We start from the raw sequence: 14,652 nt of genomic DNA on the forward strand, positions 1-14,652 counted from the left end.
GGCATGCAACTTGATTCCAACATCGCAGGGTTGATTGTCAAAGACAGGCAAACCGTCACTTCGTCAGGAGAGAGCGTCAAGAAGCGCATCGAAGGCCTGCACATCATGGAACGCCCTTCCAATGAAGACCACCGGGGAGAACTGATTGAGGTGTTCAATCCAGCCTGGAATTTTCATCCTGATCCGCTGGTGTATGTTTACTCTGTGGTGGTGCGTCCACAATCGGTGCGGGGGTGGGTGGTGCATCTGGAACAGGAAGACCGCATTTTCATTCTTTCTGGAACCCTCAGGTGGGCCTTTTATGATGCACGGGAAGGCTCTCCCACCCAGGGGATGCTCAATGAATTCACCTTCAGTGCACACCACCGGGTCTTGTTCGTGATTCCCAGTGGTGTTTTGCATGCCGTCAAGAACATTGGCGAGGGAGAAGCCACCTTCATCAACATGCCCAACAAACCCTACAACCACCAGGACCCTGACAAGTACCGCCTTCCCATGCCCAATGACCTCATCTCTTTCACGTTCTGAACCCACCGTCACGGTGATTGTGGCCACCTACAACAGTGCCACTTCACTGGAATTCACCCTGCGCAGCATCCTCAACCAGACCTTGCAGGATTTTGAGGTGTGGGTGATTGGGGATGCCTGCACCGATCAGACTGCAGCAGTGGTGGAAGGGTTTGGGGACACCCGTCTGAATTTTTACAACCGCACCCAAAATTCAGGAAGCCAGGCCCTGCCCAACAACGATGGTCTGGAGCGGGCCAGAGGAAAATACATTGCCTATCTGGGCCATGACGATTTGTGGTTTCCCTGGCACCTCTCAGAACTGGTGTCCGCACTGGAAACCCAGCAGGCAGATCTGGTGCATGCCATGTGTGCCCGCCTGTTGCCCCAGGGACTGCAGGGCATCTGGGGACCACCCAGCACTGGAAAGGGATATCACCTGGTCCACATTCCTCCGTCTTGCATTCTGCACCTCAGGGGAAAACTCACCTGGAAAGCTGCAGAAGACGCGCTGGTGGGGGTGGATGTCGATTTTCTGCGGAGGATGAGCCTGTCAGGACACCGGATTCATTTTCATCCCCGGCTGTCGGTTTTGAAATTTCCCTCTGGTGGCTGGAGGGCTTATGACCCCAGAACCCCAAAACCCCAGCAACAGCACTGGAAAGACCTTTCTGATCGTCCTGAAGCGCTGGAACACCGCATCCTTACCGAGGCAGCCCAGGTGCTTTCCCAGCACCTGAATCCCCTGTATCCCCTTCCCCAACTCATTCGGCACCTGATGCGGCACCTGACCTACTGGCTGACCCTACAGGGCATCAGTGAAAACAAGCTGATTCACCCTCTGTTGAAGATGCACTTGAACCGAACACGCAAACACAAGCGAAAAGTGCGGGGGCTGGATTGACCTGTGCAGCTCTGGGTGCTGTGCACTCAGGCTTCCAGTTCTGCAATCTGGGTGCTGAGGTTTTCCCACTGGTCCATCAGTTGCAGCAACTGGTGTTCCAGATCGGCCAGTGCTTTGCCCAGCATGGCAAAATCAGCGTCAGGGTTGGCCTGATCGAGGGCTTCTGCAGCTTTTTGCTGTTTGCTTTCGGTGTCGTGGATGTCCTGTTCGGTCTGCTCCAGTTTGCGCTTCAGGTGCCAGAGGCTGGGACCTGAACGTTCCCGTTTCACCTTGACCTTGACCTCTTCGGTTTTCTGGCTGACCACATGTTTTTGCCGGTAATACTGGTAACCTCCGGGATAACTGTAATACTGGCCGTCTTCCAGCAGCCAGATCTGGTCTGAGAGGTTTTCTATGAAACGCCTGTCGTGGGAGACCATCAGCAGGGTGCCTGGATACTCTTTGAGGGCTTCTTCCAGGCTTTCCACCATTTCCATGTCCAGGTGGTTGGTGGGCTCGTCCAGCACCAGAAAGTTGTACTGCTGCAGGGAGAGTTTCAGCAGGGCCAGTCTGGCCCGTTCTCCTCCCGAGAGGTTTTTGACCTGCTTGGTCTGGGCATCGTAGGGAAACATGTATGCCCCCAGCAGGTTGTGGGCCTCCTGGTCTTTTTCCACCAGGGCACGCACTTCGTCGTAGAGGGTGCTTTCAGGGTCCACACCCCTGAGTTGCTGGTCGTAGTATCCCACCCTTACCCTTGCTCCGCTTTTGACTGTGCTGCGGGAATCATCAGAATTCAGCAGGCCCAGCAAAGCCTTCAGAAAGGTGCTCTTCCCTGCCCCGTTCATGCCAATCAGGGCTATTTTTTCTCCTTTTCGAATGTGGACATTCACATCTTTGAACAGCTGCCGTCCTGCGAAATTCTTGGACAGGTGGCGGGCATCAAGCACCACTTCTCCAGAGTCAGAGCACTTGAAACTGACTTCGGTGACTTCTTCATCGGGAGGGGGAGCATCCACCTGGGCGGCCTGCATGCGTTCCAGGCGTTTTTCCATGGCATGCACCCGCTTGAACAGCTGGCTGTTTTTTCTGGCCCACACCCGGTTGAGTTCCACAGAGTCCTTGAAGGCATCAATTTTGCGTTGCTGGGCCTCAAAGACTTTCAACTGGTGTTCCAGTTCTGCTTCGAGTTGCTGTTTGAAGTGGGAATAGTTCCCGGTGTACACCTTCAGGTTGCGGTCCCGGATGTAGGCGGTCTTGCTGGTCACATTGTCCAGAAAAGCCCGGTCGTGGGACACCACCAGGATGGCTCCAGCATAACGGCTCAGGAAGCCTTCCAGCCATTCCAGCATTTTGATGTCCAGGTGGTTGGTGGGCTCGTCCAGCAGCAGCACTTCCGGGTTGCTGACCAGGAGTTTTGCCAGGCCCAGTCGGGTTTTTTCTCCGCCCGAAAGGCTGCCCACCCTTTCAAATTCCCGTCCTCGAAAGCCGAAGTTCAGCAGGACCGCGTCCCTGCGGGAACGGCGTTCATAACCGCCCCTGAGCTGGTAGTGTTCCAGCAGGTCATGGTAGGCCTGGAAGTCCTGCTCAGTCGCCCCTCCCAGCTTTGACTGCAGGTGTTCCAGCTGTTCTTCCAGGCCGTCCAGTTCATGAAATGCAGAATCGAGCACGCTGTGGATGGTGTCTTCAGGATCAAAATCCGGGTCCTGTCTGAGCATGCCGATGGTGGTGCCCTGGGCACGCCTGACGTCGCCAAAGGTGGGGTCTTCTTCTCCGGTGATGAGTTTCAGGACGGTGCTCTTCCCTGAACCGTTGCGACCCACCAGGGCCACCCGTTCTCCGGCATGCAGGGCAAAATTCAGATCTTCAAGCACGGTCTGCTGACCGTAATATTTCAGGATGTTGTTCAACTGGACTAACACCCTCAAATTGTACTGAATGTGGAACCATCAGGTTGAACAGCGACCCTCATCGGCAGTTTTCCCGAACCCCTTTACACCCTTTTTACATCTCCCCTCGCCCTGCAGCATTTGCCCAGAAAAGGCCGCAACGCCGCACAAATCGGCTGCTTTCCAGCATGTGCTTTGATAGTATGGGCATATGCTCGCTGAGGTGATGATTGAAAATGCCACCGAGGTCCGTACAGCCCAGCACCTTGGTGCCCACAGCGTGCTGCTGGCCCGTCATGTGGGCCGGGGGGGAACCAGTCCAGACCTGAAAACCCTCTCTGAGGTGCGAGAAGCCGTGAGGATTCCTCTGACGGTGCTGGTGCGGCCAGACCACCAGGGCTTTTCTTACGAAAAAGAGCGCAAGGACAAGTTGCTCAGCCACCTCAAAGCTTACCGAAACGCAGACATTGAACGCATTGCCCTCACCGTGCTGGATGAAGATGCTGTGGATGTTTTCTTTCTGGAAGACATCCTGGCTTTTGGTTTCCAGATCACCTTTCAGGATTTCAACAACCTGAAGCATCCTGTGCAGATGGTGAAAATGCTGGGCATGTACCCCAGGATCACCCGTCTGGTCACCCGTGGGAATGCGGTTTCCAGCTGGGAGGGTCGGGAGGTCATCCGCGATCTGGTGCCTGCAGCACGCCACGGTCTGGAGGTTTTTGCAGAAAGCACAGGCCTGACCCACCAGTCCATGGCAGACTTTGTGCGCAATTCCGGGGTGGCCGGGGTGCAATTTGGAGCGCAATGTCGGGACAGCTCAGGCAGGCTGGATCTGGTGATGATCGAGCAGTTCATTGACATCCTGCTGCATAAATCCCTCAAGCGTTTTTGAATCCGCTGAAACTTCACCTTCAGCTGAACAGGCTTCACCACTGTTGCCAAGCTGTTGTCCAACTGAAAAAGCAGAATCGTCTTCAAAAAACACTGCATAAAAATACATACCTCGTGAAACCCATTGGGCAAGATTTTGTTTTATCAAGCGCAGTTCTTTAGAATTGTAATCCATATGTAATTATTTGTTCTGGAGAATAATATTCACTCTTTTCAGCCAATCCTCAGCAGCAAATGCTAGCATGGCAACATGATCGCTGAGGTCATTGTAGAAAATGCCACTGAAGTCAGAACCGCGCAAAACGCTGGAGCCAATCGCCTTCTCCTGGCGCGCCATATCATGCAAGGTGGTGTCAGCCCCGACCTGAAAACCATAGCAGAAGTGCTTGAAGCCTCCCGGGTTCCGGTGTACGCACTGGTCCGCCCGGACCTCAAAGACTATGCCTATGGCCTGGACCGCAAGCCTCGGATCTACAAAATTCTGGACGCCTACCGCAGGGCGGGCATTCAGAACATCTCTTTTGGGGCCATCGAAGGATCCATGATCAACTGGCTTTTGCTGGAAGAAGCGATCACTTATGGTTTCAACATCACCTTCAACGCGGCCTTCGATTTCACCCAGGAACTCAGCGTGAACTACCTGCTGCTCAGCATGTACCCCAGGGTCGAACGGGTCACCACCCGGGGCCAGGCCGTCAACATCCCCGATGGTCAGGCCGAAGTGAAAAAACTGGTGTCCCTCAACAAACCCCACCTCAGGGTGATGGTGGAAGCCAGCGGTTTCACTTACGAAAACCTCCCTGCCTTTCTGCAGGAAACCGGCGTCAAAGAAATCCAGTTTGGCAGAACCGTCAGGGACGAGCACGGCAAACTCAATCCCATCACCCTCGCACAGTATGTTTCCATCATGAATGGCAAACCCATACAGAAGGAAAAGCGCGGTTTGCACAGCGGGTTTGACATCTCCTCTGATGTTTCACGTTACCGCAGGTAAACCTTCACAGACCAGCACATACAAAACAAAAAACCCGCCTGAGCGGGTTTTCTTTTTGCCAATCTCTTTATTTCATGGCCTGCTGCACGATGGGGTTGTCAAAGAGGGACAGCACCCAGTTGGGCAGCACCCCCAGCACCACCGTGGCCGCCACACTGGCCAGCACCGTCAGGGTGCTGTTGGGGAAAGGACGGTCTTCCAGAGTCTGGGCCTCCTCGGCAGGCATGAACATCAGCACGGCAGGACGCAGGTAGTACACGAAAGCAATCATGCTGGTGACGATGGCAATCACGGTCATGGCAATGTAACCGCTCTGGAAGGCTGCTCCAAAGAGCACCAGTTTGGCCACAAAGCCAGCGAAGGGCGGAATGCCTGCCAGCGACAGCAAAAAGATCGCCAGCGAGATGGCATGCAGGGGCTTGCGGTAGTACAGGCCGCGCATTTTGGGGATCAGGATGCCCCGGTCATCTTGCTGCAGCATGGCCACCACTGCAAACGCACCAGCATTGGCAAAGGTGTAGCCCAGCAGATGGTACAGCAGGGCAGGAATCCCCAGTTCAGGATTGGCCAGCAAAGCCAGCCCAAGGTAACCCGAGTGGGCAATGGCAGAGTAGGCCAGGGCGCGCTTGATCTCGGCCTGGCGCAGGGCAGCCATGTTGCCCCCGATCATGGTGAGGGCCAGGATGACCTGGGCGGGCAAAATCCAGTCTGCACCAGGCAGGGCTTTCAGGAACACCGAGATCAGTCCAGCGAACGCTGCGGTTTTGACCACAATGCTCATGAACTGGGTCACGATGGTGGGGCTTCCAGCGTACACGTCAGGGGTCCACTGGTGGAAAGGGGCCATCGCCACTTTGAAGCTGAATCCTGCCAGCAGCAGGAAGCTTCCGGTCAGCAGCAGGATTTCGTTCTGGAAGGTGTTGGAGGCAATGGCCTGACGGATGCTGTCATAGCCAAAGCTTCCCGTGGCCCCGAAGATCAGGGCGATGCCGTAAATCAGGATGGCACTGGCCACAGAGCCCAGCAGGAAGTATTTCATGCCTGCTTCCTCACTGCGCTTGGATTCTTGCAGTGTGGCGAGCACGTAAGTGGAGAGGGACATCACTTCCAGACCAATCAGCATCACGATCAGGTCTCCCGAGAAGGCAATCAGGAGGGTGCCCGAAATGCCGTACAGCAGGATGATGTCAAACTCTGGAAAGTTGAGGTTGCTTCTGGAAGCATGGTCCAGACTGGTGAGCTGGCTGAGGATTGAACCAATCAGGATGATGCCCGCGAACACCAGGCTGACGTTGCTGAGCTGCAAGGCACCCGCAAAACTGGTGAGGTTCTGGTCCCACAGGAAGAACAAACTGCCCAGGGTCAGCACCTGTCCGGTGATGCCCAGCATGGCGATGTTGCGGCGGGTGGTGAAAAAACCCAGGATGGTGGCCAGCACTGCCGTGATCAGGATGATGGTGATGGGCAACATGGCCGTGAAGTTGATGTCAGGCATTTGCAGGGTCATGGCTTAACCTCCCAGTCCTTGCAGCAGACGGTCCACTGTGGGGCGGATCAGGGCGATGGCAGGAGAACTGTAAATCCCATACACCAGACTGACCACCACCGCACTGACCAGAATCAGGCCTTCGAGACCAGAAATGTCTTTCAGCAGGGTGGTTCCCTGGGGTTTGGTTTCCCAGTAGGTCTTCTGGTAAGCGGTGAGGGCGTAGGCACCCGCAGCAATCACGCTGAGGCCTGCCAGGAAAGCCAGCCAGGGGCTGACCTGATACGCGCCCAGCATCACACTGAATTCTCCGATGAACCCGGCCAGTCCGGGTACCGCAATGGCTGCAAACCACAGGGTCATGGTCAGGCCAGAAAGCACAGGAGCATCGTCCATCAGGCCCCCGAAGTGGGTGCCCACGCTGCCGGTACGGGAATTGACCATGCCCACAGCCAGGAACAGTGCACCCATGTAAACCCCCTGAAAGGCCAGCAGGTACAGTGCGCCCGTGGTGGCAATCTCATTCATGCTGAACACACCCAGGGCCACCAGACCCATGTGGCTGAGGCCCGCGTAGGCCAGCAGGCGTTTCCAGTTGACCTGCTGGAAAGCAATCCAGGCAGCGTAGAGGGTGGTGAAGGCAGCGAGGGCCATCAGCACGATGCGCAGCTCTTCACTGGCATCTGGAAAGAGGGGCAGTGCGAAACGGAACACCCCATATCCACCCACTTTGTAAAGCGTACCCATCACGTCTGGCACACCAGAGTTGTGGTTTTCCTCGTGGAATTCGGGGAGCCAGCCGTGCAGGGGGAACATGGGGAGCTTCACGCTGAAAGCAGCCACAAAGCCCAGCAACAGCCAGGTTTGCACTTTGGGATCTAAGGGTTTGGCCAGCAGGTCTGCCAGAGCAAAGCTTGCAGCGCCAGAGTAGTATTTGACCCCAATCATGCTCAGCAGCATGAAGAGCGAACCGATGATGGTGTACACCGCAAATTTGGTGAGGGCCTGCACCCGTCTGGGACCGCCATAAATGGCCAGCATCACCAGGGCAGGAATCAGGGTGGCTTCAAAGAAGATGTAAAAGAGGATCAGGTCGCGGGAAGCGAAGATGCCCAGCAGACCGGACTCCATCAGGAGCACGTTGGCCAGCATGGGGCCGGGTCTTTCCACATTGAAGGCGGCGTACAGCACGCACAGCAGGCTCATGAAGGAGGTGACCAGCGTGAGCAGCAGGCTCACCCCATCCAGTCCCACACTGTAGGTGATGCCCAGGGTGGGCACCCAGGGGGCGGTGGTGGTGTCTGCACCCCCCTGTTGCCACAGCAGCAGGTTGACGATGAAAGCCAGCAGGGTGCCAGCAATGGCAAGGTATTTCTTGGTAGCTCCTGGAGTGAACACCAGCAACAGTGCAGCCATGGCAGGGATGTACATCAGCAGGTGAATCATTGCAGACCTCCCAGAACGCGCACTGCAAGGTAAACCAGCAGGGCTGCGGTGCCAACCAGCATCAGGCTGGCGTATGCACGCACATAACCGCTCTGCAGGTGGGTCAGCCAGCCACCGGGCTCGGTGGAGACACGGGCCGTGGCTTCCAGACCGCCTTCCACACCCCTATCCATGGCATCCAGCCCACGGGCCAGACCTCTGGCAGGTGCACCAAAGATGCTGTCATAAAGGGAGTTCACATAGAGGGCCTGCAAACTGGCGTTTTCAAAGCTGCCCAGTTTCTCGATGCGTTTCTGGCGATACAGCGTGAACCCAATGATGATGCCGAGCGCAGCAGTGCCCACCGCCACAGCAATCAGGGTCCATTCGGTGCTTTCCGAGAGGGTGGAGTGTTCTGCAGGAAGCACCTTGCCCAGGTATCCTGCCAGTCGGTTTTCACCCAGCTGGAAGATGTGGGGCAACCCGAGGAATCCGCCAAGGGTGGAAAGGGCAGCCAGGGCGATCAGGGGGAAGGTCATGATGGGACCGGATTCGTGGGGATGGGCGTGTCCACGGTATTCACCCCGGAACACCAGCACGTACCAGCGGGTCATGTAGAAGGCGGTCAGCAGGGCCACAAAAAGCCCAATGCCGTACATCCAGACGTTGTGCTCGAAAGCGCTGGTCAGGATGGCATCTTTGGAGAAAAAGCCCGAGAAGATGGGAATTCCGGCAATGGAGAGCCAGCCCACCACGCCCACCGCATGGGTGAGGGGCATTTTCTTGGCAAGGCCACCCATCTGGCGCACATCCTGCTCGTGGTGGCAACCGTGAATGACGCTGCCTGCCGTGAGGAACAGCAGGGCCTTGAAGAAAGCATGCATCACCAGGTGAAACATGCCTGCCCAGTAAGCCCCGACTCCAACGGCCAGAATCATGTAGCCGATCTGGGACACCGTGGAGTAGGCCAGAATCTTCTTGATGTCGTACTGGTTGATGGCAGACAGAGCACCATACAGGGCCGTCAGTGCACCCACCCAGGCGACCCATTCGTGGGCTACAGGGGCTTTTTCATAGAGGAAGTAGCTGCGGGCAATCAGGTACACCCCAGCGGTCACCATGGTCGCCGCGTGGATCAGGGCAGACACCGGTGTAGGGCCTGCCATGGCATCAGGAAGCCAGGTGGTGAGGGGAATCTGACCGCTTTTGCCAGCCGCACCCAGCAGCAGGAAGAGTCCCACCAGTTCCAGTGCAGGAAGCACGGCGCTCAGGCCTTCCACTTTTTCAGCGAGGTCAGGGATCACCAGGGTTCCGAAGTTCTTGTAGAGCAGGAACATCGCCAGCATGAAACCCAGGTCTCCAATGCGGTTCATGATGAAGGCTTTGCGGGCGGCGTTGGCGTAATCCCGCTTGTTGTACCAGAAGCCAATCAGGAGGAAGGACGCGGTGCCCACGCCTTCCCAGCCCACGAACATCAGGGGGTAAGAGTCTCCCAGCACCAGAATCAGCATCAGGGCCACGAAGAAATTCAGGAAAGCAAAGAAGCGGGTGTATCTTGGGTCGTCCTGCATGTATCCGATGGAGAACACGTGGATCAGGAAACCCACACCGGTGATCACCAGGGTCATCAGGCTGGAGACCTGATCGAGGTAGAACCCGACTTTCAGGTCTTTGCCTTCGTCCAGGTAGGGAAGCCAGGTGAAGTACTGCTCGTGAATGGCTTTGTCCAGGCCCATGTAGTTGCTGGCCGCCACCACAAAGGCACCCAGCACCGCCAGCGATCCGATCCAGCCACCGGAAGATCCTTTAAAGACCCGGCCTCCGAAGGTGATCAGGATCAGAAATCCCACAAAGGGAATGAGGGGCATCAGATAAAGTGGCATGGTTTCACCCTTTGAGTTCAGCCAGGGTGTCCACGTTGGTGGAGACCCGCTTACGGAAAATGGTCACAATGATCGCCAGACCAATCGCGACTTCGGCGGCAGCAAGTGTCATGACAATGAAAACCGCAGACTGGGCAACCAGATCCCCCCAGGCCTGCGCAAAAGCCACCAGCGCAAGGTTGGCGGCGTTCAGCATCAGTTCCACGCTCAGAAACACCAGAATGGCGGTGCGGCGGGTCAGGGCTCCAATCAGGCCCAGGCTGAACAGAATTCCAGAGAGCATCAGGTACGGGGTGACAGAGTCCATCAGGCCTTCACCTCCTGGCGCTCTCCTTCAAAAGAGCCGACCAGTTCGCCATCTGGCAGGTTGTCCTGTTGCTGCTCCGGGCGCTTGACCAGGGCAACGGAACCCACCACGGCCACCAGCAGCAGGATGGACACTGCTTCAAAGGGCAGCAGGAATTTGGTGAACAGCACTTCCCCGATGGGACCGGGAGCACCGCTTTGCAATTTTGCCGCTGCTTCAGGAATGGCGGGGGCCTTGAAGGAATTCATGATGATCACCATGGCGAAGATCACCAGACAGGCCGCCACCCCGGCCACTTCGGTCACGAAGGGGACAGGGTTTTCTTCGGTGACGGGTTTGGCCGCATTCAAGAGCATGATCACGAACAAAAACAGCACCATGATGGCCCCGGCGTACACGATCACCTGCACTGCAGCCAGGAAGTGTGCATTCAGGGTCACGTACAGCCCGGCCACACTGATCAGGCAGGCGACCAGTCCGAGGGCCGCGTGAACAGCATTTCTGCCCAGAATGGTGAGGCAGCCTCCCAGAATGGCCATCAGGGCGAAGGTCACGAAGATGAAGGTCATTCGTATTTCACCCCTTCCAGCTCCTCTCTGGGTTTCACTTCAAAGCCCACCCGCACAGGTTTGTTCTTGCGTTTGGCCTCGCGGCGCTGCGGGCGGGAACCAATGTTGCCCACCAGCATGTCCTCTTTGCCATACACAAAGTCCTTGTATCGGTAATCGGCCATTTCGAATTCGTTGCCCAGAACCACCGCTCCGGTGGGGCAGGCTTCTTCGCAGAGGCCGCAGAAGATGCAGCGCAGCATGTTGATCTCGTAGACCTTGGCGTAACGCTCACCAGGAGAGACCGGGCTTTTGGGGTCATTCTCCCCTGCTTCCACGTAGATGGCGTAGGCCGGGCACACCGCAGCGCACAGGGAGCACCCGATGCACTTCTCCAGTCCGGTGCCAGGGTGACGGGTCAGGATGTGGCGACCGCGAAAACGGGGTTTCAGTTGCACCCGCTGTTCGGGGTAAGACACGGTCACGGGCTTCTGGAACAGCTTGCTGAGGGTCACCCCCATGCCCTTGGCGATTTCAAGAACGCTCATCAGTCCCCTCCTTGGGTTTCTGCACGGTGCAGGGTTTGAGGTTTGTAGCGGGTGCTGTAAGCCAGACCGCCCACCAGGAGCAGCAGCTCAACCAGGGCCAGAGGCCACAGGCTGGCATCGGGGAAGTACGCGATGTAGAAGGCCACCAGCATGGTGTTGAACAGGGCCAGGGGGAACAGCACCTTCCAGCCAAAGCGCATCAGCTGGTCGTAACGGTAGCGGGGCAGGGTGGCCCGGATCCAGATGAAGATGAACAGGAAAATGGCGATCTTGACGATCAGCCAGATCAGGGGCCATTCGCTGATGCCCGGAATGACTGAGTCCAGGAAAGCGGGACCCCGGTATCCCCCGAAGAACAGGGTGCTCATCACGGCGCTGGCGGTGATCATGGCAATGTACTCGGCCATCTGGAACAGGGCCCATTTGATGGACGAATACTCGGTGATGTAACCCGCCACCAGTTCCTGCTCGGCTTCCACCAGATCGAAGGGGGTGCGGTTCACTTCTGCGGTTGCAGAGATCGCAAACAGAATGAAGGCAAAAGACTGGAACAGGAACATCGCCCCGTTGTTGAATTGCCATTCCACGATGTCACGGAGGTTGGTGCTGCCCACGATCATCAGCATGCCCAGCAGTGCGAGGCCCATCCCCAGTTCGTAGGAGATCATCTGGGCACTGGAGCGCAGACCGCCCAGCAGGGGGTATTTGGAGCCAGAAGCCCAGCCTGCCAGGAAAATCCCGTACACACCCATGGAGGTGACGGCCAGAATGAACAGGATCCCGATGTCAAGGTCAAACACCCAGGGGTCGGTGCCAAAGAGCGATTTGGCGGGACCTGCAGGAATCCCACCAAAAGCCATTAATGCAGAAGCCACCGCCACGATGGGCGCGATGATGAACACCACCTTGTCTGCCATGGTGACGTTGATGTCTTCTTTGAAGATGGATTTGATGGCATCTGCCACGGGTTGCAAGAGGCCCATGGGACCCACCCGGTTGGGACCGAGGCGGATCTGCATGCGGGCCAGCAGGCGGCGTTCAATCAGGGTCATGTATGCGAAGGTGGTCAGCAGCCCCACCACCACCAGAATGGCCTTCAAAAGGGTGATCAGGACGTCAATCAGCCACTGCGGCATTGAAGCTTCCTCCCAACTTTTCCCTCAGGCGCTCAGAGCGCAGCATGGTTTCTTTCCACATGCCCACCTCGGGACGGTGGTATTTGCTGGTGCGGGCATTGTACTGCCTGCCCAGGTCCACAATTTTGCCCTGGGCAGGCAAATCTGCCACATCCACCCCGAAGCGGTCTTTCAGGGCTTTCTGGGCGCTGCGCTGTCCCCGGATGGGGGCTTTCAGACTCAGGGCCTCCGCCACGGCACCCAGAGCGGTGATCAGGTCTGCAGATTCCCCGGAGGAAATGGCGGCAGGTTCCAGTTTGAGCAGGCGGCCTTCCAGGTTCACGGTGGTTCCGCGCTTCTCGTAGTTGGTCAGGGCGGGCAGCACCACATGGGCGCGTTTGGCCACCTCAGTGAGCTGGGTTTCGTGCACCACCAGGAAGCCACTGAAGTCTTCAGGGATGCTGGTCAGTCTGGACACCAGTGCAGCTTTGAGGGTGCCCAGCAAAGAAAGGTCTGCACCTTGCTGGGGAACGATTTCCAGTCTGGAGAGGCCCACCCCGTTGGAGTCCGCAGGAATGGGAAGTACCTTGGCGTTGCTGGACAGGGCGATGTGGGCCGCAATGTCCAGCCCAATCTGACCGCCTTTCAGCACGTCTGAGCCCAGGATGATCACGGGTTTCTTGGCGTTCTTCAAAAGGGCAGCCGCTTCTTCGATGGCTCCGCCTGCATACTGGCCGCTGATCACGCTGGAAAGGTGTTCCAGCACCTGAATGGAGTTCATCTCTGCAGAAATGTCCGCCACACCATGCATGCGGGTGGTGGTGGGGTAAAACACCGCAAGGCGTTCACGGTAACGGTGCATGCGCTCGGTGAGCCTCAGGTCGGCAATGGCGGTCCCGAAGTCGTATTGCAGGGGCAGCACGCCACCTTTGAGCATTTCCTGAACGCGCAGATCCACCACAGGGGCTTCTTCGCTCAGGTCTGCGCCAATCACCACGATGGCGTCTGCAGTGGCCACATCCAGCAGGGTCGCTGCAGGGGCATTGACCACCACACCATGTCTGGGGGCGTGGTCCACGTTGGGGGTCCCAACCTGTTTCACGAAGGCTTCCAGGGCAATCCCCTCTTCCAGCGTGATGTCTGCTCTGGTGAAAAAACCCATCTGCTGGGCGGAAACCCCGTCCAACCCGGTGCGGATGGCGGCAATGGCTTCTTCCCAGGTGGCGGGCCTGAATTGACCATTCACCTTGATCAGGGGCTGGGTCAGGCGGCCATCGTCCACGTAAGGGTGTCCGAAGCGGCCCCCATCGCAGAGCCATTGCTCGTTGACTTCGGGGTTATCCCGGCCCACGATGCGCTCCAGACGGCCATTTCGGGCATCCACAGTGATGGAGCAGCCCACAGAGCAGGCGGTGCAGGTGGTCGCGGTGTGGTCGTACTCCCAGTTGCGGCCCCTGAAGCGGGCCACGTTGTCCAGCAGGGCACCCACCGGGCAGATGTCGGTGATGTTGCCCGAGAAGTTGCTGGGCAGTCCTCCCTCGATGGTGTCAATGAAGGTGTGCCCGCCACGCTCGATGAAGTCCAGCACCTCCTGGTTGGGCACCTCCTCGAAGTAGCGGACGCAGCGTTTGCAGTGGATGCAGCGCTCCTGGTCCAGCACCACGAATTCCGAGAGTTCGTAGTGCTTCTCGGCGTGTCTGCGGTCAAACTGGAAGCGGCTGACCCCGTACCCGTACTCGAAAGCCCGGTCCTGCAGTTCGCAGGCACCGCCCTTGTCGCAGGTGGGGCAATCCAGTGGGTGGTTGATCAGCGTGAATTCCATCATGCCCGCCTGGGCTTTTTTGACGCCCTCGCTGAGGGTTTTGATGACCATGCCATCGCTGGCCCCCAGGGTGCAGGAGGCCATGGGTTTGGGGAAGTAGAAGATCTTCTTGTTGCCCTGCTCGTCCAGAATCCAGCTTCCATCCGGGTTCTTTCTGGGGGTTCCAGCTTCCACCAGGCACATGCGGCAGGCCCCAACCGGGCTCAGGTACTGCTGGGAGCAGAAGTAAGGAACATCCCGGCCCGCCTGGAAAACAGCGTCAATGGCACTGGTGCCTGCGGGCACCTGCACTTCGCGTCCATCGACAATCACGGTGATGCTGCTGGGCTGCGTCATAGGTCACATCCATCAGAA

General features: G+C 57.4%; 14 protein-coding genes. 4 read left to right on the forward strand and 10 right to left on the reverse strand.

What is annotated here, in order from left to right:
* The first annotated feature begins 3 nt into the window (after nt 1–3).
* Complete coding sequence (locus tag IEY52_RS01640; RefSeq protein WP_188998837.1) at nt 4–528, forward strand: dTDP-4-dehydrorhamnose 3,5-epimerase family protein; 525 nt, start codon at nt 4–6, stop codon at nt 526–528.
* Nucleotides 503–1,411 carry a glycosyltransferase family 2 protein gene (locus IEY52_RS01645; protein ID WP_188998841.1) on the forward strand — a complete coding sequence of 303 codons (909 nt, stop codon included), beginning with the start codon at nt 503–505 and terminating at the stop codon, nt 1,409–1,411. Before IEY52_RS01640 ends, IEY52_RS01645 begins: the two co-directional genes overlap by 26 nt.
* 26 nt (nt 1,412–1,437) lie before the next feature.
* On the opposite strand, the gene IEY52_RS01650 is transcribed toward IEY52_RS01645, so the two are convergent.
* Entirely contained in the window at nt 1,438–3,309 is a 1,872-nt protein-coding gene (locus IEY52_RS01650; protein ID WP_188998844.1) for an ABC-F family ATP-binding cassette domain-containing protein, read from the reverse strand.
* A 178-nt stretch (nt 3,310–3,487) separates the two neighbouring features.
* Between IEY52_RS01650 and IEY52_RS01655 the strand changes: the two genes are divergently transcribed.
* Nucleotides 3,488–4,171 (forward strand): copper homeostasis protein CutC, encoded by a 684-nt coding sequence (locus tag IEY52_RS01655; RefSeq protein WP_188998846.1) that lies wholly within the window; start codon nt 3,488–3,490, stop codon nt 4,169–4,171.
* Here the strand turns inward: IEY52_RS01655 and IEY52_RS01660 are convergent.
* Nucleotides 4,097–4,345 (reverse strand): hypothetical protein, encoded by a 249-nt coding sequence (locus tag IEY52_RS01660; RefSeq protein WP_188998849.1) that lies wholly within the window; start codon nt 4,343–4,345, stop codon nt 4,097–4,099. The genes IEY52_RS01655 and IEY52_RS01660 overlap by 75 nt on opposite strands.
* Nucleotides 4,346–4,420: 75 nt before the next feature.
* Here IEY52_RS01660 and IEY52_RS01665 point away from each other — a divergent pair, with 75 nt between their 5' ends.
* Nucleotides 4,421–5,164, forward strand: coding sequence for a copper homeostasis protein CutC (locus IEY52_RS01665; protein WP_188998853.1), 744 nt, complete (start codon nt 4,421–4,423; stop codon nt 5,162–5,164).
* Nucleotides 5,165–5,231: 67 nt separating this feature from the next.
* Here the strand turns inward: IEY52_RS01665 and IEY52_RS01670 are convergent, their stop codons facing one another.
* The 8 genes from IEY52_RS01670 to nuoG are packed head-to-tail and all read right to left on the reverse strand — an operon-like array spanning nt 5,232 to nt 14,634.
* Complete coding sequence (locus IEY52_RS01670) at nt 5,232–6,671, reverse strand: NADH-quinone oxidoreductase subunit N (RefSeq protein WP_229684603.1); 1,440 nt, start codon at nt 6,669–6,671, stop codon at nt 5,232–5,234.
* 3 nt (nt 6,672–6,674) lie between these two features.
* Entirely contained in the window at nt 6,675–8,096 is a 1,422-nt protein-coding gene (locus tag IEY52_RS01675; protein WP_188998856.1) for a complex I subunit 4 family protein, read from the reverse strand.
* Nucleotides 8,093–9,958 (reverse strand): NADH-quinone oxidoreductase subunit L, encoded by a 1,866-nt coding sequence (gene nuoL, locus IEY52_RS01680; protein ID WP_188998859.1) that lies wholly within the window; start codon nt 9,956–9,958, stop codon nt 8,093–8,095. Before nuoL ends, IEY52_RS01675 begins: the two co-directional genes overlap by 4 nt.
* Before the next feature lie 4 nt (nt 9,959–9,962).
* On the reverse strand, nt 9,963–10,265 hold the full coding sequence (nuoK, locus tag IEY52_RS01685) for an NADH-quinone oxidoreductase subunit NuoK (RefSeq protein WP_188998862.1): 303 nt from the start codon (nt 10,263–10,265) through the stop codon (nt 9,963–9,965).
* Nucleotides 10,265–10,834, reverse strand: a complete 570-nt coding sequence (locus tag IEY52_RS01690; protein WP_188998865.1) for an NADH-quinone oxidoreductase subunit J family protein — start codon at nt 10,832–10,834, stop codon at nt 10,265–10,267. The genes nuoK and IEY52_RS01690 overlap by 1 nt, the downstream gene beginning before the upstream one ends.
* Complete coding sequence (gene nuoI / locus IEY52_RS01695; protein ID WP_188998868.1) at nt 10,831–11,361, reverse strand: NADH-quinone oxidoreductase subunit NuoI; 531 nt, start codon at nt 11,359–11,361, stop codon at nt 10,831–10,833. The genes IEY52_RS01690 and nuoI overlap by 4 nt, the downstream gene beginning before the upstream one ends.
* Nucleotides 11,361–12,497 carry an NADH-quinone oxidoreductase subunit NuoH gene (gene nuoH, locus IEY52_RS01700; RefSeq protein ID WP_188998871.1) on the reverse strand — a complete coding sequence of 379 codons (1,137 nt, stop codon included), beginning with the start codon at nt 12,495–12,497 and terminating at the stop codon, nt 11,361–11,363. The genes nuoI and nuoH overlap by 1 nt, the downstream gene beginning before the upstream one ends.
* On the reverse strand, nt 12,478–14,634 hold the full coding sequence (nuoG, locus tag IEY52_RS01705; protein ID WP_229684604.1) for an NADH-quinone oxidoreductase subunit NuoG: 2,157 nt from the start codon (nt 14,632–14,634) through the stop codon (nt 12,478–12,480). Before nuoG ends, nuoH begins: the two co-directional genes overlap by 20 nt.
* Between the last annotated feature and the right edge of the window lie 18 nt (nt 14,635–14,652).

Origin of the sequence: Deinococcus roseus (assembly GCF_014646895.1) — a bacterium.
Classification (GTDB): domain Bacteria; phylum Deinococcota; class Deinococci; order Deinococcales; family Deinococcaceae; genus Deinococcus_C; species Deinococcus_C roseus.

Bases quoted from the DNA above. Each gene is read 5' to 3' on its own strand.
- IEY52_RS01690 (WP_188998865.1), bottom strand. From the start codon at position 10,834: ATGACCTTCATCTTCGTGACCTTCGCCCTGATGGCCATTCTGGGAGGC.
- nuoH (WP_188998871.1), bottom strand. From the start codon at position 12,497: ATGCCGCAGTGGCTGATTGACGTCCTGATCACCCTTTTGAAGGCCATT.
- nuoG (WP_229684604.1), bottom strand. From the start codon at position 14,634: ATGACGCAGCCCAGCAGCATCACCGTGATTGTCGATGGACGCGAAGTG.
- IEY52_RS01640 (WP_188998837.1), top strand. From the start codon at position 4: ATGCAACTTGATTCCAACATCGCAGGGTTGATTGTCAAAGACAGGCAA.
- IEY52_RS01665 (WP_188998853.1), top strand. From the start codon at position 4,421: ATGATCGCTGAGGTCATTGTAGAAAATGCCACTGAAGTCAGAACCGCG.
- IEY52_RS01675 (WP_188998856.1), bottom strand. From the start codon at position 8,096: ATGATTCACCTGCTGATGTACATCCCTGCCATGGCTGCACTGTTGCTG.
- IEY52_RS01655 (WP_188998846.1), top strand. From the start codon at position 3,488: ATGCTCGCTGAGGTGATGATTGAAAATGCCACCGAGGTCCGTACAGCC.
- IEY52_RS01645 (WP_188998841.1), top strand. From the start codon at position 503: ATGACCTCATCTCTTTCACGTTCTGAACCCACCGTCACGGTGATTGTG.
- nuoK (WP_188998862.1), bottom strand. From the start codon at position 10,265: ATGGACTCTGTCACCCCGTACCTGATGCTCTCTGGAATTCTGTTCAGC.
- IEY52_RS01660 (WP_188998849.1), bottom strand. From the start codon at position 4,345: ATGGATTACAATTCTAAAGAACTGCGCTTGATAAAACAAAATCTTGCC.
- IEY52_RS01670 (WP_229684603.1), bottom strand. From the start codon at position 6,671: ATGACCCTGCAAATGCCTGACATCAACTTCACGGCCATGTTGCCCATC.
- nuoI (WP_188998868.1), bottom strand. From the start codon at position 11,361: ATGAGCGTTCTTGAAATCGCCAAGGGCATGGGGGTGACCCTCAGCAAG.
- nuoL (WP_188998859.1), bottom strand. From the start codon at position 9,958: ATGCCACTTTATCTGATGCCCCTCATTCCCTTTGTGGGATTTCTGATC.